The sequence below is a fragment of the Pedobacter sp. BMA genome (assembly GCF_001027745.1).
GTDB lineage: Bacteria > Bacteroidota > Bacteroidia > Sphingobacteriales > Sphingobacteriaceae > Pedobacter.
Genome location: NZ_LECU01000006.1, coordinates 825,658 through 847,509 on the forward strand (window position 1 = coordinate 825,658; position 21,852 = coordinate 847,509).

19 protein-coding genes and 2 tRNA genes are annotated in these 21,852 nt (G+C 39.5%); 12 read left to right on the top strand and 9 right to left on the bottom strand.

Annotation, left to right across the window (positions count from 1 at the left end):
• Window positions 1-136: 136 nt before the first annotated feature.
• Window positions 137-1,336, top strand: a complete 1,200-nt coding sequence (locus AB669_RS15650) for an MFS transporter (RefSeq protein ID WP_156166758.1) — start codon at window positions 137-139, stop codon at window positions 1,334-1,336.
• Here the strand turns inward: AB669_RS15650 and AB669_RS15655 are convergent.
• The 5 genes from AB669_RS15655 to AB669_RS15675 all read right to left on the bottom strand — a co-directional run bounded on the left by AB669_RS15655 (window position 1,326) and on the right by AB669_RS15675 (window position 8,702).
• A complete protein-coding gene (locus AB669_RS15655; protein ID WP_047800206.1) occupies window positions 1,326-2,171 on the bottom strand; it encodes a hypothetical protein in 846 nt (281 codons plus the stop codon). The genes AB669_RS15650 and AB669_RS15655 overlap by 11 nt on opposite strands.
• 148 nt (window positions 2,172-2,319) lie before the next feature.
• Entirely contained in the window at window positions 2,320-5,514 is a 3,195-nt protein-coding gene (locus tag AB669_RS15660) for an efflux RND transporter permease subunit (protein WP_047800207.1), read from the bottom strand.
• A gap of 65 nt (window positions 5,515-5,579) precedes the next feature.
• The gene (locus AB669_RS15665) at window positions 5,580-6,647 is read right to left on the bottom strand and encodes an efflux RND transporter periplasmic adaptor subunit (RefSeq protein WP_047800208.1); all 1,068 of its coding nucleotides are present in this window, start codon (window positions 6,645-6,647) and stop codon (window positions 5,580-5,582) included.
• A gap of 2 nt (window positions 6,648-6,649) precedes the next feature.
• Window positions 6,650-7,990: a TolC family protein gene (locus AB669_RS15670; RefSeq protein WP_047800421.1), complete on the bottom strand. Its 1,341-nt coding sequence runs from the start codon at window positions 7,988-7,990 to the stop codon at window positions 6,650-6,652.
• A 106-nt stretch (window positions 7,991-8,096) separates the two neighbouring features.
• Window positions 8,097-8,702: a TetR/AcrR family transcriptional regulator gene (locus tag AB669_RS15675; protein ID WP_047800209.1), complete on the bottom strand. Its 606-nt coding sequence runs from the start codon at window positions 8,700-8,702 to the stop codon at window positions 8,097-8,099.
• Window positions 8,703-8,866: 164 nt separating this feature from the next.
• Here AB669_RS15675 and AB669_RS15680 point away from each other — a divergent pair, with 164 nt between their 5' ends.
• Window positions 8,867-9,313, top strand: a complete 447-nt coding sequence (locus tag AB669_RS15680) for a sterol desaturase family protein (RefSeq protein ID WP_053058429.1) — start codon at window positions 8,867-8,869, stop codon at window positions 9,311-9,313.
• A 78-nt stretch (window positions 9,314-9,391) separates the two neighbouring features.
• Here AB669_RS15680 and AB669_RS21620 read toward each other — a convergent pair whose 3' ends face one another.
• Window positions 9,392-10,039 carry a DUF6266 family protein gene (locus tag AB669_RS21620; protein ID WP_053058430.1) on the bottom strand — a complete coding sequence of 216 codons (648 nt, stop codon included), beginning with the start codon at window positions 10,037-10,039 and terminating at the stop codon, window positions 9,392-9,394.
• A gap of 258 nt (window positions 10,040-10,297) precedes the next feature.
• On the opposite strand from AB669_RS21620, the gene murB reads away from it, so the two are divergent.
• Window positions 10,298-11,314 carry a UDP-N-acetylmuramate dehydrogenase gene (gene murB / locus AB669_RS15690; protein WP_047800210.1) on the top strand — a complete coding sequence of 339 codons (1,017 nt, stop codon included), beginning with the start codon at window positions 10,298-10,300 and terminating at the stop codon, window positions 11,312-11,314.
• Between the two features lie 130 nt (window positions 11,315-11,444).
• The gene (locus AB669_RS15695; protein ID WP_047800424.1) at window positions 11,445-11,975 is read left to right on the top strand and encodes an RNA polymerase sigma factor; all 531 of its coding nucleotides are present in this window, start codon (window positions 11,445-11,447) and stop codon (window positions 11,973-11,975) included.
• A 325-nt stretch (window positions 11,976-12,300) separates the two neighbouring features.
• Here AB669_RS15695 and AB669_RS15700 read toward each other — a convergent pair whose 3' ends face one another.
• Entirely contained in the window at window positions 12,301-13,782 is a 1,482-nt protein-coding gene (locus tag AB669_RS15700; protein WP_047800211.1) for an NAD(P)/FAD-dependent oxidoreductase, read from the bottom strand.
• Window positions 13,783-13,926: 144 nt separating this feature from the next.
• On the opposite strand from AB669_RS15700, the gene AB669_RS15705 reads away from it, so the two are divergent.
• The 3 genes from AB669_RS15705 to AB669_RS15715 are packed head-to-tail and all read left to right on the top strand — an operon-like array spanning window position 13,927 to window position 15,445.
• On the top strand, window positions 13,927-14,457 hold the full coding sequence (locus AB669_RS15705; protein ID WP_047800212.1) for a hypothetical protein: 531 nt from the start codon (window positions 13,927-13,929) through the stop codon (window positions 14,455-14,457).
• On the top strand, window positions 14,458-15,168 hold the full coding sequence (locus tag AB669_RS15710) for a lycopene cyclase domain-containing protein (protein ID WP_047800213.1): 711 nt from the start codon (window positions 14,458-14,460) through the stop codon (window positions 15,166-15,168).
• A gap of 34 nt (window positions 15,169-15,202) precedes the next feature.
• On the top strand, window positions 15,203-15,445 hold the full coding sequence (locus tag AB669_RS15715) for a cytochrome b5 domain-containing protein (RefSeq protein WP_047800214.1): 243 nt from the start codon (window positions 15,203-15,205) through the stop codon (window positions 15,443-15,445).
• On the opposite strand, the gene AB669_RS15720 is transcribed toward AB669_RS15715, so the two are convergent.
• Window positions 15,432-16,259, bottom strand: coding sequence for an AraC family transcriptional regulator (locus AB669_RS15720; RefSeq protein WP_047800215.1), 828 nt, complete (start codon window positions 16,257-16,259; stop codon window positions 15,432-15,434). The two genes, AB669_RS15715 and AB669_RS15720, sit on opposite strands and share 14 nt — an antisense overlap.
• A 124-nt stretch (window positions 16,260-16,383) precedes the next feature.
• Here AB669_RS15720 and AB669_RS15725 point away from each other — a divergent pair, with 124 nt between their 5' ends.
• The 3 genes from AB669_RS15725 to AB669_RS15735 are packed head-to-tail and all read left to right on the top strand — an operon-like array spanning window position 16,384 to window position 20,327.
• Complete coding sequence (locus AB669_RS15725; protein WP_047800425.1) at window positions 16,384-17,679, top strand: TolC family protein; 1,296 nt, start codon at window positions 16,384-16,386, stop codon at window positions 17,677-17,679.
• A gap of 1 nt (window position 17,680) precedes the next feature.
• Entirely contained in the window at window positions 17,681-18,739 is a 1,059-nt protein-coding gene (locus AB669_RS15730) for an HlyD family secretion protein (protein ID WP_047800216.1), read from the top strand.
• Complete coding sequence (locus AB669_RS15735) at window positions 18,732-20,327, top strand: MFS transporter (RefSeq protein ID WP_047800217.1); 1,596 nt, start codon at window positions 18,732-18,734, stop codon at window positions 20,325-20,327. The genes AB669_RS15730 and AB669_RS15735 overlap by 8 nt, the downstream gene beginning before the upstream one ends.
• A gap of 68 nt (window positions 20,328-20,395) precedes the next feature.
• Here the strand turns inward: AB669_RS15735 and AB669_RS15740 are convergent, their stop codons facing one another.
• Complete coding sequence (locus AB669_RS15740; RefSeq protein WP_047800218.1) at window positions 20,396-21,316, bottom strand: PfkB family carbohydrate kinase; 921 nt, start codon at window positions 21,314-21,316, stop codon at window positions 20,396-20,398.
• Window positions 21,317-21,459: 143 nt separating this feature from the next.
• Here AB669_RS15740 and AB669_RS15745 point away from each other — a divergent pair.
• Together AB669_RS15745 and AB669_RS15750 are read left to right on the top strand one after the other, a co-directional pair.
• Window positions 21,460-21,533: transfer RNA gene (locus AB669_RS15745), tRNA-Asn, on the top strand.
• 72 nt (window positions 21,534-21,605) lie between these two features.
• A tRNA-Asn gene (locus AB669_RS15750) sits at window positions 21,606-21,679 on the top strand.
• Window positions 21,680-21,852 lie beyond the last annotated feature (173 nt).

Genomic DNA, 21,852 nt, shown 5'->3' on the forward strand with positions numbered 1-21,852 from the left:
CCCGTAGAATTTAATAATTTACGGGGATTTTTTCTAACCTGCTTTTATTGTATCTAAATGATAAATAGGTCTTCCATTTACCAATTCATTTTGGGAACTTTGCAAAATATAACGAATACCATTTAAACCCTTTATTTTGGAAGAAATAAGTCCTGGTCAGGAAATTCTAAGTCGATCGAATATTAAAACTGAAGGTTCAGAAAGCACATTAAACCGCATTCGTCTTGCTGTTGCACTATTTTATTTCGGACAAGGAATTGCTTTCGCATCCTGGGCAAGTCGTATTCCTGATATCAAGCATACTTTAAACCTTTCAGATGGAGAGTTGGGAAGTATATTGCTCGCACTACCTGCCGGACAATTACTCACCATGATTATTTCAGGACGTTTAGTCACCCGTTTTGGAAGCAAAAGAATATTAACGATTACGGCGCCATTGTATGTTTTAGCGTTAACTAATCTTGGCCTTGCCACTGCCCCCTGGCATCTTGCCGCCTTTCTTTTCCTTTTTGGAATCGTAGGTAATATGTGCAACATCTCCGTAAATACCCAGGGTTCGGAAGCTGAAAAACTATTCGGACGCCCGATCATGACTTCCTTCCATGGGGCCTGGAGCATTGCAGGGTTTACCGGTGCTTTGGTAGGCTTACTGATGATTAACCTGCATATTGTCCCATATTATCACTTCTGGATAATTGCCCTCCTAATCTTTGGAAACGTCACCCTTAACTATAAGCATCTGGTTCCCGGAAAAGGAGTTGTTACCGAACGCAAGAAGAAATTTGTAATGCCTGACTGGGGATTGATTCAACTGGGCATCATTGGTTTCTGCAGTATGGCAACTGAAGGGGCGATGTTCGACTGGAGCGGTGTTTATTTTAAGGATATCGTTCGCGCACCTTCATCGCTTGTGATTTTAGGTTATACTTCTTTCATGATTATGATGGCTACAGGCCGCTTTATAGGGGATAAAATTATTGCCCGCCTGGGACGCAAACGCACCATTCAAATCAGCGGACTGATTATATCAGCAGGAATGTTTATCTCTGTGTTTTTGCCATATGTACTCACGGCAACTATTGGTTTTATGTTAGTTGGGGTAGGGGTATCCAGTATTGTACCAACCGTTTATTCTGTTGCTGGTAAAAACGGAAAGATCGCGCCCGGAATTGCCATTGCCATTGTTTCCAGTGTGAGCTATTTCGGATTTTTACTTGGTCCGCCGCTAATAGGTGGAATTTCCGAACTGTCAAGCCTTCAGTATTCTTATGCGGTAATCGGCTGTTTTGGATTGCTGGTAAGCTTTCTGGTGAGTAAAATGAGTGCTATTGAGTAGGTTTACTACTCAGATTATCCTTGGTGGTATTCATCGTATTTTTAATTAATCCGTATTCCTTCAACGCTGCCACTGCAAGTTCAATCAGCCTTAGGTTTTCATTTTGATGTCCGTGTTGCACTTCAACATTGATATATGGAATCTTTTCCTGCATGGCGTATACCGATAAGGACCCGTCATTCTCTACAAACTTCGATTGCAGAATGACATTTACATTCGCTTTTTTAAAACTAGTAAATAAGCGAGGCTCGGTAACGTAAACCAGGTCATCGCCGTCCATCTGGAAATTGATGTAAACCGAATCTGCTGTGCTCGATAAATCATAGCCGGGGAGGTAAGAAGATATTCCGAAACCACCATCAGCATTATTATGCAATGTTAATATATAACCTGTTTCTTTCGGGTTATAGAAATCTAAGATTTGTTTGCCGGCATTCAAAATCATTTTTTCCACCTCATTCGAGCTATAGGCGCTTTTTTTCAGACGTGTATTTACTCCTTTCTCTGTGTAAATGGCATTGGGGTCGATGCGATACGGGTCATCCATATAATTGAAAACGTAGTCTCTTGCTCCGCCATACTGGCTGTCGATCAATTCCCCGCCACTCCACCGGATATAATCAAATCCTGCCTTAACACCGGTATCTTCGTTATCATGTACCACCAAAAACCTTACTCCATTTGGTTTGTAACTATACTTTACCAGATTAATGTTTAGATTGGCAACTTTAATGAATGATGAATCAGTAGTCATTGCAGAAAAAACAGGAGGGTGTTGAGCGTATGCGGTGAAAACAATAAACGCTAGAATTATTTGCTGAATAATTTTAAACATATCAGCTAATATACAAGAATGAAGCCGAAATGTTTTCTAACGCACTTTTTAACAAATTGCAGTAGCCGCTACAGCAAATTTTGTTATGGTAAACATAAAAAGCCCCGCGGGTTAGCGGGGCTTTCTGATTGTTAATCTGGGTGTTTAATTAGTGTCCGTGGTCTAAATCGTATTCCAGAACATCTTTATGGTCATAAGGTTCAACCATTAAGTCATCGATGGTTTTTCCTTTTTTATTAAAGCCAAAGCGCTCTAACATTCTGTCGAATATTAAATAAACTACCGGTACTACAATTAAGGTTAAGAATAGTGAGCTGGTTAATCCGCCTACAATAACCCAGGCCAGACCATTTTTCCATTCGGCACCTGCACCGCTTGCCAATGCAATCGGAAGCATACCAAATACCATGGCGATGGTGGTCATCAGAATCGGACGTAAACGGGCATGGTTAGCGAGTACCAAAGCTTCTTTAGTTTCTTTACCTTCTGCTTTAAGGTGGTTGGTGAAATCGACTAATATAATCGCATTCTTCGCTACCAGACCCATTAACATAATCAAACCTAAAATGGTAAAGATACCGATCGAATTATTGGTCAATGCCAGGGCCAGTAATGCTCCGATTACTGCTAATGGAAGCGAGAACATCACTACCAGCGGATAAATAAAACTATCATATAGCGCTACCATGATCAGGTAAACTAAAATTACCGATGCTAATAAGGCAATACCCAATGTTCCGAAACCTTCTGACTGGTTTTCCTGGTCACCTGCCCAGGTATAGCTTACCCCTACAGGTGCTTTAAGCTTACCATTCTTCTGCATGTCTTCCAGTTTCTGCTGGAATTCTGCAACAATGGTTCCTGTTGGCCTACCAATAGATTGCGCCTGAACAGATACTGAGGTGGATTTATTCAATCGCTCCAGCTGACTTGGGCCTGAACCTTCGGTGATTTCAGCAAATTGTGAGAGCTTGATTTGCGCACCTTTATCATTTATGAAGATCAGGTTACGTACATCATCAATGTTTTTTCTGTTAAAATCCTGGTATTGGATATTGATGTCGTACTCATATTCACCTTTCCTGTATTTACCATCCGTATTTCCGGCAAATGCGGTTTGCATCGTCGACCCTACTGTAGCAAGCGTTAATCCAACCGCCGACATTTTATCTCTGTCTACCTGAACATTAATTTCAGGTGTACCTTTTTCGACTGATAATTTAATCTCAGTTGCTCCGGGAATGGTTTTAAGTAGTGCTTGTGCGCCTTCTGCATATTTAAGTGCGCTATCTAAATTCGATCCCATCACCACCAAACTAATCGGCGCATTTTCTGCAATACCCAAAATACTGATAGGCACCGTTTTCACTTTTGCACCCACTAATTCTTTGGCTAAAGCACGACTCATCTTTGTTGCAAATACATCAGAAGATACGCCTTCTCTTTCTTTACGATCAACTAATTTTACGTTAATCTCTGATTTGTAAGCAGTAGCTTGCGTACCGCCCATATCGCCACTGGCCTGACCAACTGTTGTAATCAACTGCGTAATTTCCGGTTGTTTTTCCAGGAAAGCTTCAGCTCTTTGGGTGAAGAAGTTCGTTTGTTCTAATGGTGCATCTTTAGGTAGTTCAATCTGAACAAGGAATTCACCTTTATCCGATTTAGGGAAGAATTCTGAACCGATAAATCCTGCTCCTAATAAGCCACATGAGCCCAGGAACATTACAAATACCATGATTAAGGTAAGTGCCTTATGGTTAAGCGACCATGTTAAGATACTCGTGATCCATAAGGTGAATTTCTTCAACTGTTTTTCGAACCACAAAATGAAGCGGCCAAACATGTTCTTGCCTTCGATATGTTCTAATTTTCCGAAACGAGAGAAAATTAAAGGTACAATGGTAAATGAAGCCAATAAAGACAGTAAAGTTGCGATGATTACAACGATACAGAACTGACGCAGAATGTTTGATACCAGTCCGCTACTTACAGCGATAGGGAAGAATACCACTACAATTACGAACGTAATGGACACAACGGTAAAACCAATTTCGCGTGTTGCATCGGATGCAGCCCGTACTTTGTTTTTACCCATTTCCATGTGTCGCTGGATATTTTCAAGTACCACAATCGCATCATCCACCAGGATACCCACTACAAGTGATAGTCCCAGTAGCGACATTAGGTTCAAAGTGAAACCGAATAAGCTGATACCAATAAATGTTGCTACCAGAGATACCGGAATAGATACCATTACAATTAATGCATTACGCAAACTATGCAGGAAGAAAAGCATTACAAAGGCTACCAGGATAACCGCTAAGATTAAATCGTGTATTACGGCATCTGCAGATTCAAGTGTAAAGATAGAGCTATCATTAACGATATTGATATCCAGTTTGTTGGCCGCATATTCTTGTTTCAGTTTTGCGATAATGGCGTGTGTGCCTTCACTTACCTCAACAGCGTTTGCATCACTTTGCTTGATAATCTGGATGGCAATGGAAGCCTGACGGTTAATACGTGCAAGTTTTTCAGTTTCCTTTTTCGAGTCCTGTACATCTGCAACATCACCTAAGCGGATCTGAGAACCATCTTGCGAAGTGGTTAAAACCAGGTTTCTCAATTCATCAATACTTCTGTATTTACCCGATAAACGGATCAAGACATCTTGTTTAAGTGTTTTTACACTTCCTGTAGGGAAATCTAAGTTTGAACTTAAAATCATTTGCTGTACCTGAGGTACAGAAAGGTTATAACCCTGAAGGTTGGCTGCATCAAGTGAAACCTGAATTTCACGTTCCGAACCACCTACTAAATTCACCTGTGCCACGCCACTTACCCTCGAAATCACGGGGGCGATTCTCTGATCAATTAAATCGTAGAATGACACGTCGTCCATGTTTGCCGAAGCAGTCATGGTAATTACCGGTAAATCATCCAGCGAGAATTTACTTAAAGATGGTGTTTTTACGTCTTCGGGCAGATCAGCCAGGATAGCATTTACCTTACGTTGTGCATCATTCAGGGAAATATCGATGTTGGCCTTATCCGTTAAGGTGATGGTCACTGCCGATAAACTCTCATAAGATACTGAGTTGATCTTTTTGATGTTTTCCATTGATGATACCGCATCCTCGATTTTCTTGGTTACGGTATTCTCAACCTCATTTGGTGAAGCGCCAGGGTAAATTGTTGAAATAGATACTACGTTGTTCGAGAATTTTGGAAGTAATTCATAGCCCAACGAAAAGTAACTGAGTAGCCCCAATAAAGTAAGTGCGGTAAAAACCACAATTACCAGCGAGGGCCTTTTTATAGATATATCTGTTATCTTCATTTTAATTCGTATTGCGTTTTGCGATTGGCATTTCGCGATTTCAAAGCCGACTAAATCTCTCTAACTTATTTTACAATGCTTACAGCAGTACCTTCAGCTAAGTTGATCTGACCGCTGGTGATCACTGTTTCGCCTTCTTTTAGTCCATCAAGAACTTCTACATTGTCGCCTAAAATACGGCCTGTAACCACATTACGAACTTTAGAAGTATTGTTGGTTTTATCATAGATAAATACCTGATTGCTACTTACACTGCCCACGAATGAAGTACGGGGAATCAAAATGCTTGGAGCCTGTTTCGGGAAGTTAAATACTGCAGTTCCATACATTCCTGCTCTTAAGCTGTTTTTGGTGTTATTGCTTACCTCAATTTCAACCGGGAAGTTTAAAGTACCATCAGCTTTTGCTGCAATGAAAGTCACTTTTCCTGAGAATTTTTCATCAGGGAAAATAGTAGATTTGATCGCGATATCGTCGCCGATTTTCAAGCTTGCAACCTGAGCTTCGTTTACATTTACTTTCAGTTTCAGTTTAGATACGTCAACCAATTCAAATAACTGGGTTCCCTGAGCGGTTACAAACGCACCAACTTCTATGTATCTCTTGTTCACAATACCGTTAATTGGTGATTTAATGTTAGCATCGCTTACTTTTCTTTGTGAGGCTTGTAAACGAAGTTTTGCATTTCTGGTAGCCAGTTTAGCCTGGTCAAGTTGTTGCTGGGTTACCCCGCCGGTTTCGTAAGAGCTTTGATATCTTGCTTCATCTCTTTTGGCGTTTTCGTAAGATGCCTGAGCAGTTTCTCTATCAGTATTGATAATCTCAGCATCAATACGTGCCAGTACCTGTCCTTTGCTTACACGTGAACCTTCGTCAACGTAAATAGCAGTAACACGACCGGCATTTTCAGATAAGAAATTAAGTTCCTGTTTCGGCGCAAAGGTTCCATTTGCTACGAAGTCGATGTCTACAACTTTCTTCTCAACAGTAGCAACCCGAACGGCAACAGCACCTCCACCTTTAGCAATGAAAGCAGTTTTCTCTTCGTTCTTCTTTTTATTGTTGCTTAAAACATAGGCTATTGCACCAAGGGCAACAACAACTACGATGATTATGGTAATTACTCTTTTCATTTCTATTGTACTAGCGATTTAATATTTCCGTTTGATTTGATTAGTTGTATTTCGGCGATCTTATAATTTAATAAAGCCTGGGTATAGCTGTTCTGCGCCTCTGTTAATGAGTTTTCTGTTTCCAGTAGATCTGTCAGGGAAGCCAGTCCATTGTTGTAATTGTTCTGGGTGCTTTTGTAGATCTCCTGAGCTAAGTCTGCATTTTTACGTTGCGAATTAATCGTGTTCAGATTATTACGAAGCTGAATTTTTGCATTTTCGTAAGCCAGATTCAATGAATTGGTAGATTCTTTGCGGTCTTCTTTTGCCTTTAGGATGTCAACATTAGCCTGGCGAACTTTTGAACGTGTTAAAAAGCCATTAAAAATTGGAACCCTAAGCGTTAATCCAATTGCAGAAGCACCGTAACCAATTGCAGCAGCATTTGAATTAAGGAAATCGAAGCCATCACTTTGGCTCGAATAGGTATAGTTCCCGGTCAGTGCCAATGAAGGATAGTATTCTGCCAGGTAAGCTTTACGCTGCAGGTTGAGCAGTTTATCCTGGTTATCCAGTAATTTAACTTCAGTTCTATTGGCTAAATCCACAGAATCGGTAAATACGGGTAACTGGGTAACCTGAGTTAATTCTGTAGCTGGTAGTTCAATTGGATTGCTCACCGGCATACCCATTGAAAATTTTAATTGATTTTCTAACTGGGTGATGGCGTTTACTACCTGATCGCGCTGCGTATTCAGATTGGTGAGGTTGACCGTGATCCGATCAACATCAATTTTTCTGGCTAAACCATTTTTAAATTGATTTGAGATCACCTTTTCAACGATTTTTACATTTTTGATGTTGGTATCAATTACATTCAGTTGTTGTCTGTTTACCAGTACCTGATAATAATTGTTTGCTACCAGCTCGATAATTTGTTCTTCAGTTAACTGAGAAGTGAGGTTGTAATATTCCTCACTTGATCTCGCAGCCTGAAGGCCGGTGAACACCTGCTGGTTAAAAAGTTGTTGTGAAAGCTGAACGCCGGCTGATGAGTTCCAGTTCTGGCCTAATTTAAAGGCTTGTGTTTGTCCACCTAAATTGGCAACTAACTGACCGATAACAGGATTATAGGTTAGGCCGGCGGTACCTGTAATTTGTGGTAAAGCCTGAGCCCTCACTTCTTCAACCTTGTAGCGGCCGCCCTGTATATCCAGTTTCGCCTTGCGAACGCGGGCATTGTTTTGTAAGGCATAATTTAATGCGTCTTTTAGGGTAACCTTTTGTTGGGCAGCCACCAGTTGTGGTATGGCCATGCCAGCAAAGAGGATGAGCATTAATCTTACCGTTTTTACTCTAAGCATAATGTATTGTTTTTTTGTTTTTGGGTTCCTTTTTTTAGCAAGCAGCTGGTAATAAGTATCAGGACAGCACACTACTCCTGTTTAGCTTATGCTTTGGTATCTGGCTTTAGCACTTTAATCCTTTTATAAAAATCGATGAAAGATCTTTCTGTTTCTGCGCCATTTTGTTCACTGCTTTTTTATCTGGAGTCAAATCTTTTCCAATTTCCAGCAAACACATGTTTACTAAACCCATCAAACTTTCCAGATAGAGTTCTGCTACATGTGACATACTTTCGTGTTTGATCTCCCCGTTAACCTGTGCCTTTTCGAAAATATTTGCAAAAAAAACTTTTTCGTTATCCTTTAGTGCAGTTAACTTTTTCTTCATCGAATCATCGTTGAAAATATCCGGCAATCCTTCCGATATTCTTAGCATGAAATATTTCAGGAAGAAGCTGCTTCGGATGTCGATGGTTTGGTACAAGACAGTTTCCAACGATGCATCCGGATTATACTTTTTCTTTAACAAATCAAAATAATCGGTAAATACTTTTTCAATCACACCAACAATCAAACTTTTCTTGTCGGGGAAATAATAATAAAGGGAGGGCTTGGAAACGGAGAGATCTTCAGCAATATCGTTCATGGTGGTTTTACCAATTCCGAAGTGACTGAAACGCTTGATGGCTCCATCAATAATTTGTTCTCGCTTTTTATCAGCTACAATCATTTTACTTTTCTACTTTCTGACTTTTTTAATACTTTGGTCAAAGTTAGATGTTTTAAATGAAATTGTTAATTGCCTGATTCATAATTCGAACGCAAGCTTACAATCATGTGACAATTAAAACCTTTTTCGTTGGTTTATAGTATATTTAGGAATTAATTTATATTATGCAGGTGATAATCGTTAGGCTTCTCGTTGTTTTGGTAACTATTGTATTAATGGAATGTTTTTCCTGGTGCATCCATAAATATCTGTTTCACGGACCATTATGGTTTATGCATAAGAGCCATCATCAAAAAAGGGATTCGTTCTTTGAATGGAATGATTTGTTTGCAGTTGGCTTTGCTGTGATTTCGTTAGCCCTGATGTTTGCAGACAGGCATCATTTCGGAAATGTTTTTTTTATCGGTTTAGGGATCAGTATTTATGGGGTCATCTATTTTATTGTGCACGACTGGTTTGTTCATCGAAGATTAAAAACTTTCTCGAGTAAGAACAGCTATTTAATGGCAGTAAGAAAAGCACATAAGATCCATCATAAAAACAGAAATAAAGAGCAGGGGAAAGCTTTCGGATTGTTATTCGTAAACAAAAAGTTCCTGAAGGCCAAGTAAAATACAGTTTGCTTTAATTCGGTTTATCCGGCGTTGTTGTACCGCACAAGTTTGTTTTTGTAATCATTTAATTTCCGTCTAAGGTAGCGGGACGGAATAAAGTCCGAAACAAATACTTGTACATGCCTGCTGTCTGTTGTTGCTTAAAAATGTTCCATACACATAAATCTCCTGTCTGTGAAAATTTTCAGGTAGGGTAAATTCGTAATGGCCAGATCCTCTACTCGCGGCGCATGTGCTAGCTGCGATATCCATTTTATCATTTTTTTTGAATACCGCAAATGCCAGCAGGTCATCAATCTTCATGTTCGGGTAATCAGAGGGCAACTTTTTCCAGGTAAACAAAAGAGTTTGATCACTTAATTGAAGTTGAAAATTTTCCGGTAAAGCTAAGGTGCCTTCGCTGATTTTGATTTTTGGATAATCTAAATCAAAATCCGGGTATTCGCCAATTACGACATCCTTATTAAAATGGTGAACTGCATTCTGGGCAGAATGTGTTGCAGTTTGATTGAAGAAGGTAATCGCAAAGAATGTAGAAAAGGGATTCCGCCATTCATTAAAATACCTGAACTTTGCCCTGGCGGCAATTTGTTTCGAGGTAGCCGGTTTACTTGATTTTTCAGGTAAACCCCTCACATAATTCTTTCCCCTCATAACAACTCCTACTACTGAACCCACTTTTCCACTGAAAGTTCCTAAGATTCCATTTTTTACTCTTCCCATATCGAAAAAATTTAATAATTGAATTTACAACTATTAAGAATGAATTGCAAATTTATTTTTTGCTTAGACTTAATTTGGTCTCATGTTAACCGGCTGATTTCCATCAAACTCCGATGAAACTCCGTACAATCTCCGTTGAAAGTCGGTTTTAGCAGCGCATACTTCTATACCCAGATAATCAGTTTTTGAAACACTTTTACCTGTTAAAATCCGGGCAGTTATTTTTTTTGCTTTACTTTGCAGCATAATATTTCAACCATGCTTCAAATTCAGGAAAACGTTTCGCTTAAGCCCTTTAATTCATTTGGTATCGATGTAAGGGCAGCTTATTTTGTGGAAATTTTTGATGAACAGGATTTAACAGATTTGTTCGGGCTTGAGCTGGCTAAAAATCAGGAACTTTTTATTATCGGCGGTGGAAGCAATGTGCTTTTTACCAAAGATTACGATGGTATGATCATCAGAATGTGTATTAAAGGTATTTCTTCGGAAACAAATGGTGCGGATGTACTGGTTACTGCCGGAGCTGGAGAGGTATGGAATGATTTTGTTAATTATTGTGTGGACCATAACTTTGGGGGCGTAGAAAACCTGAGCCTGATTCCCGGTACTGTTGGCGCTTCACCTATTCAGAATATTGGCGCTTACGGCGTAGAACTAAAAGATGTATTTGAGCGTTGCAGGGCTTTTGATATCAGTACAGGTGAATTTAAGGTTTTTACATTTGATGATTGCCATTTTGGTTATCGTGAAAGTGTTTTCAAAGGCGAATTAAAAGGTCAGTATATCATAACATCTGTAACATTCAGATTGAAAACAGATGCAAATGTTAATACATCGTATGGTGCAATCGAGGCCGAATTGCAAGAACGTGGTATTGAAGCGCCGGGAATTGCAGATGTTTCTGCGGCGGTGTCTCATATTCGGGTTAGTAAACTCCCCGATCCATCCACTATAGGAAATGCAGGCAGTTTTTTTAAAAATCCCATTATTGAAAAATTCGAGTTCGCAGATGTGATCGCCAGGCACCCGGATGTAGTGCATTATCCAACAGCTGATAATAAAATTAAGCTCGCAGCAGGATGGTTGATTGAACAATGTGGCTGGAAAGGGAAAGTTGTAGGTAAAACTGGTACGTGGAAAAACCAGGCACTGGTACTGGTGAACCACGGAGGGGCTTCTGGCACAGATGTTTTCGATTTTTCTGCCCAGATTATAGACAGTGTAAAGTCTACTTTTGGAGTCACCCTAGAACGTGAAGTAAATATTCTGTGACGAAATCTTCCCCTAAAACCCGTACAGGGGTTAGCGGCCATGCCAAAAATTTTTGGTACTAATTTTGTTTAAGCTAAAGGGAATGAAACCTAGTTCATTTGACTTTTTATCTTACCTAAAGCTAAACATCATGACAAAATTCGAATTCAATCACCTAGTTAATCACCATTCAGTATCGCTTAGATCTTACGCTTTAAATTTTACCAAAGATGCAGAAGATGCAAATGATCTTGTACAGGATACCATGCTTAAGGCTATTACGTATTATAATAAGTTTAAAGAAGGTACAAATTTAAAAGGGTGGTTGTTTACCATCATGAAAAATACCTTTATCAATAACTATCGCCGTCTGGTTAAAACCAATACATTAATTACCCAAAGCGACGATATATCTTCAGCGAATCTTTCTTATAGTGCAACCAAAAATCAGGCAGAAAGTAAATTCGTGCTCGGCGATATAGATAAGGCTTTAGCGCAACTGCCTGAAGAATATTATATTCCTTTTATCCGTTATTTCGAAGGCTTCAAATACCATGAAATAGCAGATATGCTGAACATTCCAATTGGAACAGTAAAAACTCGTATTCACGTTGCGCGTGGAATTCTTAAAAAATACCTGAAAACATACTCTAAAGATATTGCTTTAGCTGAAATGGCTTAAAATACACCACATGAAAAACATGAAGCCCGGGATTATTTCCGGGCTTTTTTTGTTAGGAGTCACCGGAGATTTGATGAAGAATTAGTTTTGTATGGCTAATGCGTGTTGGTTCAAAGGGAAATTGAATTAAAAGCAAAAGGCCCGGATGTCTCCAGGCCTTCTTGCTTATCATATATTTGGTTAGTTGATTCTTATTTTTTCTTTCAACAACTTATCTTCTCTCTTATTTCGAAACAAATGAAAACCTTGAACGATTATGTGTTTTCAGGCTTTTAAATAGTGTTTTTGTTTTGTGGTTATAAAGATAGGGGAAATTTTAAGTTTGTCAAGCTTTTTTTAACTTTTTTTTTATTTCTTTTGCTACCACTTGCCCTGATATGATTGCAGGGGGCACTCCAGGGCCTGGAACGGTTAATTGTCCGGTGTATAAAAAATTTGTTACAACGGAAGCCATCTTTGGTTTTAAGAATGCGGTTTGTTTCAATGTGTTTGCTAAGCCATAGGCATTTCCTTTGAAGGCATGGTAGTCCTGCTCAAAATCTTTCATGGCATAGCTCCTTTTGAACAAAATATTGTTATGTATGTCGTTTCCTGTTAATTCATTGAAGCGTTTAAGGATCAAATTAAAGTATTCTTCTCTTTTGCTTTCGATATCTTTCAGTCCGGGTGCTACAGGAATTAAAAAGAAAAGATTTTCGCATCCTTCAGGTGCTACACTGCTATCGGTAACAGAAGGGCAGCATACATAGAACAATGGTTTGGATGGCCATTTTGGTTCTGTATAAATTTCTTCAGCGTGTGCATCAAAGTTTTCATCGAAAAACAGGTTATGGTGTAAAATGTCTTTCAGTTTTTTATCTACAGCAACATAGAATAATAAACAAGAGGGAGCCATCGTTCGGCTGTCCCAGTATTCCTCGGTGTATCTTCGGTTTTCGGAATTTAAAAGTTTTTGTTCGATATGGTTGTAATCGGCATTTCCGATAACGAAGTCACTTTTATAATTCCCGTCGCTGGTCACTACCTCATCTGCAATATTATTTTTCACATTGACTTTCGTAACCTCCGTATTGAATTTGAACTTCACGCCTTGTTCTATGGCAATGGTTTGCATAGCTGAAACAATTTTATGCATACCGCCGTTTGGGTACCAGGTGCCCAATACCAGATCGGCATAATTCATCAAGCTATACAGTGCGGGTGTATTTTGCGGGGTGGCCCCGAGAAATAGAACCGGAAATTCCAGCAGCTTTCTGAGCTTATCATTTTTAAACAGCTTATGTACATGTTTTCGCATGTTGCCTAATAGTTGCAGCTTGATCCCGCTAACGGCTAAACGCGGATCAAAATATTCCATTATACTATGGGATGGCTTGAATACATACTCGTTCATTCCTACATCGTATTTGTATTTTGCCTGTGCCAGAAATGAGTCGAGATTTTTACTGCTGTTGGGTTCAAGTTCTTCAAATAGTTGATACAAATCTGTTAAAGTGGAAGGAATATCCATACGATCATTCTGTCCAAAATAAATCCTGTATGATGGACTTAAGCGTTGCAGGTCATAGAAATCAGCAGTGGTTTTGTTAAATAGCTGATAGAAATTCTCAAACACATCAGGCATCCAATACCAGCTCGGCCCCATATCGAAGGTAAAGCCGTCTTTCTCCCAGGTTCTGGCCCTTCCTCCTGCCATTTCATTTTTTTCGAGTACGGTAACCTCAAAACCATCTTTAGCTAAAACTGCAGCGGCTGCCAATCCTGCAAAGCCTGCGCCGATCACAATTACTTTTGGTTTATTATCCATTGCGTAAATAAAGTGATTTTTTACCGATTTTGTTTTATAAAGCACGTTAAGGAATGTGCCATCATGAACTAATTTTCGAATCTTTTACTGCTGATTCTCCAAACCTTAAAAAACAACTGACTTTTTATACCTTTGTTTTACTAGATGAGGAAATTTCAAATTTTATTACTGTTTTTTTTTGGTTCCATTCAGGTTAGCTATTCACAATTGTCTCCGAAAGAGGTTGCCATACTAAAGAATAACTTAATCAAGGCTGTTGATAATTCATCACTTACCGACTCACTCTATCTGAAACTAAGCGAATTCAAAAATAAGACTGCTTTAATTAACGGGTATTGCGGTACGTTAGAGGCGCTCAAGGCCAAGCACGCCTGGAATCCATACAATAAGATCAAATATTTGAAGCAGGCGTTAAAAACAATGCAAAAAGCCATTAATATGGATGCTGAAAATTTGGAGCTTCGTTTCATGCGTTTTTCGATTGAACATTTTACACCAGGTTTTCTAGGGTTTAGTAAAGATCTGGATGTAGACAGGAAAGAAATTATAAAGCACTACCAAAACCGTAACTTTGGCGTAGCCAACGATGAATTAATTAAAAATGTTGCCCGGTTTATGATTGACAGTAAACGATGTTCTGCGGTTGAAGTCAATATTTTAAAGAAATTTAACTAAATGAATTATATCTACCTGCTCATTAATATTGCCGTCATTTTTTTTCCCCTTGTGCTGTCATTTGATAAAAAGGTTTACTTTTTTAGTAAATGGAGGTTTGTAATACCTGCGATTTCAATCACAGGTGTTGTTTTTCTGGTGTGGGATTTATTATTTGTTAAACTGCATGTATGGTCATTCAATCCTGACTATATTGTGGGTATTCAGTTTTTTGGTTTGCCACTTGAGGAAATACTTTTTTTCCTGACTGTTCCCTATGCCTGTATTTTTATTTATGAATGTTTGAACGTTTATTTTCCAAATAATGATTTACAGAAATACAGTTTTTCGCTCAGTAACCTGTTTCTGGGACTTTCCGTTGCCATGTTATTCTTTGGGTATGACCGGTGGTATACGATTATCAATTTTGGCTTTCTGCTGATTTTGCTTTCCTATGTGGAGTACGTGAATGTTAAGTTCCGGTTTATGTACAAATTTTACAGGGCTTACCTTGTTTCGCTCATACCCTTTTACATCGTAAATGGCTTTTTAACTGCAATACCCGTTGTGATGTATAATGATAAGCAGAATCTTGGTTTTAGGGTGGGTACAATTCCGTTTGAAGACCATTTTTATTTAATGGGCTTATTGCTGATGAATATTTATCTGTACGAATTTTTTAAAGACAGGTATAGCTCTGTTAAATATAACACCGAACACCTGATGGTGTAACTTACTTACCATTGGAGCTATTAGAACATATTAAATGGATTTACCGGTTTATACCAAACAACAGCTTGCATTAAGAAACGGACAGGATAAGCCGCAAATATGGGTAGCCTATAAAGGTTTGATATATGATATGACCGACAGCCGCTTATGGCGGAACGGCAAGCATTACGAACATTGGGCTGGCCAGGATCTAACAGATGAACTCCAGGATGCGCCACATACCGATGCTGTATTTGAAAAATTCAGCCCTGTTGCAATACTAGCTATACCAGGTTAATTCTGGTTAGTGTAGCCAGCTTCAATTCTTTAAATTCTGAGGGCCGTTTGCCAACCATTTTATAAAAGGTATTGCTAAAAGATGAAATGCTGTTATAGCCAACCTCATAGGCAATTTCACTGATGGTGAGTTCGGTTTCGAGTAACATTTCCATTGCTTTGATCATTCTTGCCAGTTTCAGGTACTGGAAAAAAGAAGTGTCCATGGCCGATTGAAATAAACGTGATAAAGTACGCTCACTAAATCCATTGGCCTTTCCTACACTTTCCAAACTCATGTTGTCATTAGCAAGGTTGTCGATAATGTGTTTTAGAACGGACCTTAAACGCTGATTTTCGGTAGTGGGTAGTGCGATTGGCAAGGGGTGCCGGCTCACCACAGGGAGGATATTTTTCAGCGTGTTTAAAAAATCATATTCTTTGGTTGCTGGCTCTATATTTCCGTTCCATCTCTCCGAGTATAAAAACATTTCGAGCAGGAGATTATTCACAGGGTAAATGCCAATCTGATTATAGAAAGGATTTTCATCATCTGTGGTGGTGTCAAAATAAATATTCCTTACCACTGCAGCATGATACCGGTGTTGTAAATGGTGCTCTATACCTGCCGGTATCCATACGTAATGCCTGGCCGGCAGAAAGTAAGATTTTTCTTTGGTGTATAAAAAGATGATGCCTCCCTCTACGTAAGTCAATTGTCCTTTAGAGTGGGTATGGTCTTGAAATCGGTCTTCGAACCTGCTGTGCCAAACGTACATGGTTTCTGGTTTTTCGTCGATTGCAAATAAAAGGTCTTCGTTGCTAACTTTTAACATTTGGCCGGTTTGAATAAATATCTGTCACTTTAGATAAAACAAAGAAACAAATCTCTGTCGAAATTTGCACCATTAATTAACAGGTATGAATTTTATAGCATATAAAAGAATAATTTGGCTGTGCATGGCCTTTCGTTTATCATCCAATTTTTTACATGCACAAACCGCTCCTTCCAATCATATTACCATCAATGAGGTTTGGGCGCTGGCAGACAGTAACAGTAAGAAAAACCAGTTACATGAATTGGCCGCCCAGGCCGCAGAAACACATATTAAGGTAAGTAAGGCAGAACGTTTGCCTGAGGTATCTGCGGCAGGTACCTATGCGCATGTGCTTCCTTTGCCCATCTATGATAGCGGTTTATTCCATACTCCATCGCAGTTTGAGGTTGCACCAACGTATTACAAAGCGGGAGCTGAAGCTTATGTAAACATCTATAACGGTGGAAAAACTAATACTGAAATTGCAGCCTCAAAGGTAGAAAGCGAACTAAGTAATGTGCAGAAGCGGCAAAGCCGTCAGGAAATTCACTATACCGCTGCAGTTTATTTTTATGATGTTTTTCGGAACATCTCATACAAAAGTTTGCTGGAACAGGATATTCGTGACAGAGAGAAGCAACTTGCCGAAATTAATCAGCTTTATAAAAACGGAACGGTTTTAAAAAGTGATGTGCTGAGGGCTGAACTCCGTTTATCGAAGCAAAAAATGCTGCTTACGGAAATTGAAAACAGTATCAGGATTGCAAAACAGAAACTTAATATTTTAATTGGAAGACCTGATGATGCGGCATTAAGCCCTGAGGTTTTAACCGTTGAAACCGATGCGGTTGCTTTGAAACAGATTGAAGATTATGTTTCTGATGCAAAAACTGCTTCTTTTAAACTACAGGTTTCGGAAAAAGAACAGGAGCTGGCTAAGCTGAAACTAAAGAACGTTAAATCTAATATTTTGCCAACGCTGGGCTTCTTTGGAGAATATGCTTATGCTTATCCTCAAATTCAGTTTTATCCTTATGCGCTTTCGCTGTACAGCAACGGGATGTTTGGTTTGAAGTTAAAGATTCCGATATCATCATGGTACACCAACCAGCATAAGGTGAAGGAAGCGCAGATCCGGTTAAAGCAACAGGAGGTTGAGGATGAGGATGTGAAGGACAATATCAGGCAGGAAGTGCAGGAGAATTATATCCGTTACAAAGAATCGTTACAGCGGATCAATCTGGCGGAAGAAAATATCAAACAGGCTACGGAAAGTTACAGGATTGTACAGAATACATATTTCAATCAACTTTCGCTCTTAACAGATTTACTTGATGCAGAAACACAGGTTTTACAATCGAAATTCGAATTAACCACTGCGAAAGTAAACGCCAGAATTCAATACTATCAATTACAAAAAGCTGTAGGAAATTTATAAAATGAACACACAAACACAAAATAAGGCAGATAAAATCATCAGTAGGATTACCACCATTATAGCGCTAATTGTGCTTGCTGTTTTGCTGGTATGGGGCGTGAAAACGCTTCTGGGCTATTTACGTTACGAAGAAACCAATGATGCACAAGTAGATGAATATATTAATCCGGTTACTGCCCGGGTAAGTGGCTATATCAAATCAGTCAGGTTTGAGGAGAATGAAGAGGTTAAAAAGGGCGATACACTGGTTTTGATAGATGACGACGATTACACCGTTCAGCAGGATGAGGCTTCGGCTTCGCTGATGAATGCAAAAGCTCAGGTCTCGGTTCAGCAGAGCAATATTAAAACGGCTCAAAGTGCAGCTTCGGTTACGCAGGCCAAGATTGCTGCGGCTAAGGCGAAACTATGGAAGGCTGAAACGGATTATAACCGATACAAAAAGCTTTTTGATGCCGAGTCTGCTACCCGTCAGCAGCTGGAAACCATTGAGAGTACTTTACAGGTTGCTCAGGCAGAGTATCAGGCTGCGAAAGAAGATTATGTTACAGCAATTTCAAAGACCAATGATATCAAGGCGCAAAGTGACGTGCTTGAATCAGAGATCAAAAGGAGGGCGGCTGTTGTGAAAAGAAATAACCTGAATACCTCCTATACGGTAATTGTTGCGCCTTATGATGGGAAGATGGGGCGCAGAACTATTCAGGCAGGGCAATTGGTTCAAGGCGGACAAACAATCGCTTATATTGTGGATAGAAGTGCGGGTAAATGGGTTGTTGCAAATTTTAAGGAAACACAGATTGCCAAAATGCATGTGGGCGAAAAGGTTGATGTAGAGGTTGATGCTTTTCCAAATGTGCTTTTTTTAGGTGAAATAGAGTCATTATCGGGTGCAACAGGTTCGAGGTTTTCATTGCTTCCTCCAGATAACTCGACAGGAAACTTTGTGAAGATTGCACAGCGGATCCCTGTTCGAATCAAACTGTCAAATACCGGGAAGGATTTTGGTTTGTTAAGTGCCGGAATGAGTGCAGGTGTTAAAGTGAAAAGAAATGACTAAGGTGTTGTCCATATTTAAGGCAAGAGTACCCGAATGGTTGGTTGTTTCCAGCATTGTATCGGTATTGCTTTCATCGGTTTTGCTTTTTGCATTGTCTACCGCTGATGGTATTGCTGCCGCAGGATATTACGGTGGTGAGCCTGCTGATGTACAATTTTCACTATTGATGTTTTATGCTGCTGTAGCGAGTTTTGCGGTAGTTGAACGACGCTTTTTTGCCCGAGTGGCGACGAAGGATTATTTGCTGATCTGTGTGATTTTGGAAATTGCCATTGCCTATTGCTGTTACCATACCCGAATTATGGGTATTATATTTGCCCTCCGGTTTTTACAGGGGGTTGTAAATTGTGGAATTACCAGTATTTCCTTGAATTTGCTTTTTAGCCGCTTAAAATCGGAACATGCAAAAGAAACTGGTTATACTATATTCTACGGGATGATTCTTTGTGTTTCACCTATTACGGCTTTGTTTTCTGTACCTATCGTTGAGAATTTTGAATACAATGTGGTATATAAGGCAATCATTTTTTGTTTTTTACCCAGTGCTGTTTTACTTTTCAGTGTAATGAACAGGGTACATGTGCTGAGGAAAATGCCGCTGTATCGAATCGACTGGATGAGCTTTGTATTGTTTTCGGTCATGCTGGTGCTGATTGCCTATGTGCTGGTGTATGGTCAGGAGCGAGATTGGCTGGACAATCCGGGTATTGTGCTATCAATTGTGGCTATTGTCACTTTAGGGCTCACCTCCATTTTAAGGCAAAAAACATTGAAAAGGCCGGCGATTGATCTGAGCGTTTTTAAGTCGCGGAATTTTTCAATCGGGATTGTGTTTCTGGTTATCCTGTATATTATTCGCGGGGCCTTTTCCCTCACTTCGTCTTACTTTATCAATGTATTGGGTATGGATTCATTGCATGCCAATGAGATTATGCTTTTCAATATCGCTGGCGTTGTTTTCGGTTCTGTTATTGCCATAAGGTTTTTAACCCGGCAAAAACATCTGCGGGTTTTATGGGTAACAGGTTTTACCTTGCTATTCATATTCTTTCTTTGGATGTGCTTACTTTTTGCCAGTGAGGCGGGAACTTATAACTTCTATATTCCTTTATTTTTGCAGGGCGCAGGTGCTGGAATGGTGATGTCGCCCATAGTGATGTTCATCATGTCGTCTGTTCCCGATAGCATGAGTCAATCGGCATCTTCGGTTGGGGTATTTGTGCGGTTTTCGACATTTAGCTTAAGTCTGGCATTTATTAATTTTTATCAGATTTATTTCAAAGGAGAGCACAACAACAAATTGCGTGAAAAACTTTCCATGCTTGATTTTACCCTGGCAGAGCAGTTGAAAATGTATCAATCGGCTTTAACAGCAAGGGGAATGCCCAGGGATGAGGCGGGAAAAGCAGCCATGGGATTGCTTAATAAGGCTGTGCAGAAGCAAACTTTTTTGCAGTTCTGCGTAAGCTATTATGAATGGATTGCTGTGCTTTGTTTAGTAAGCATTATTTTGATTGCGTTGCAGCCTGTTATCAGTCGTACTGTAATCAACCTCAGAAACAAGCAGCCTGCAGCAGCAGGATTTTAAGTAGTAAAGCCGCAGATTTGCAGATTAGCGTATCATCTGTAAACCTGCGGCTTCATCAAGGCGTAAACCTAAAGCTCGATGGTAAAGGCACTTAACTTCACAAACTGTTGAATTCTCCCTGCAACTTCTTCTTCTGTTAAGTTTAACAGTTTCTCAGTTCCAAACTTTTCTACGCAGAAAGAGGCAAGGGCCGAACCGTAAATAATAGCATTTTTCATGTTATTAAAATTGATGGTTCCAACTTTTGCTAAATAACCAATAAAACCACCCGCGAATGTATCGCCTGCACCGGTCGGATCGAAAACTTCTGCCAATGGTAGGGCTGGTGCTGAGAAGATCTGATCTTCGTGAAATAGCAATGCGCCATGCTCACCTTTTTTAATGATCAGGTATTTAGGTCCCATGGTCAGGATTTTTTTAGCAGCCTTAACTAAAGAATATTCGCCTGATAATTGACGGGCTTCTGCATCATTAATCGTTAATACATCAACAAGTTTAATGGTTTCGAGTAAATCATCCATCATAATGTCCATCCAGAAGTTCATGGTGTCCATCACGATTAATTTCGGGCGGTTTTTAAGACGTTTAATCACGGTTTGCTGTACCTGCGGTGTCAGGTTGCCTAACATCAGGTATTCGCAATCCTGATAGCTCTCAGGGATAACCGGATCAAAGTTTTCCAATACATTTAATTCAGTAATTAAAGTATCGCGACTGTTCATATCGTTATGGTATTTTCCCGACCAGAAAAAAGATTTTTCACCAGCTTTAATCTGTAATCCTTCGGTATCAATTCCGTGTTCGGTAAAGGTGTTGATATCGGCTTTTTGGAAATCATCTCCAACAACGGCAACGATTTTCGCTTTATTATAGAAATATGAAGCAGCTAAACTTGCGTAAGTTGCGGCGCCACCAACAATTTTATCCGTTTTTCCGAAAGGAGTTTCAATAGCATCAAAAGCTACAGTACCTATGATTATCAGGCTCATATATTTTAAATTGAATTTTTTTAAAAATTTTTCACTGCAAATATTGCATAAATAATTTAAAAGCCCTAATATTGCATTCCCAAAACGAACAAGGGAATGTTTGCTGAAAAGCTTAAAAACCTTGTTTATTTGGAAAGCCGGATTCCTTCTTAGCTCAGCCGGTTAGAGCATCTGACTGTTAATCAGAGGGTCGCTGGTTCGAGCCCAGCAGAAGGAGCGAAAATCCTCACAGCAATGTGGGGATTTTTTATAACAAAGTTGCCAGAGGATTTTGGTGGAAAAAAAATATTCCTTCTTAGCTCAGCTGGTTAGAGCATCTGACTGTTAATCAGAGGGTCGCTGGTTCGAGCCCAGCAGAAGGAGCTCAGATTTTCAAGTCCGAAAATCACTTGAAAACCCCATTTCTAGTTAATAGGATGGGGTTTTTTATTTTCATAATAGGAAGTTTCCTACCTCCATTTGTCTTAACGACACACGGTAGCGTCCGTCTATTAAAGCGGAGGCCCCAGCCATCCGCTTGTCTTAGTAGTTTCCAT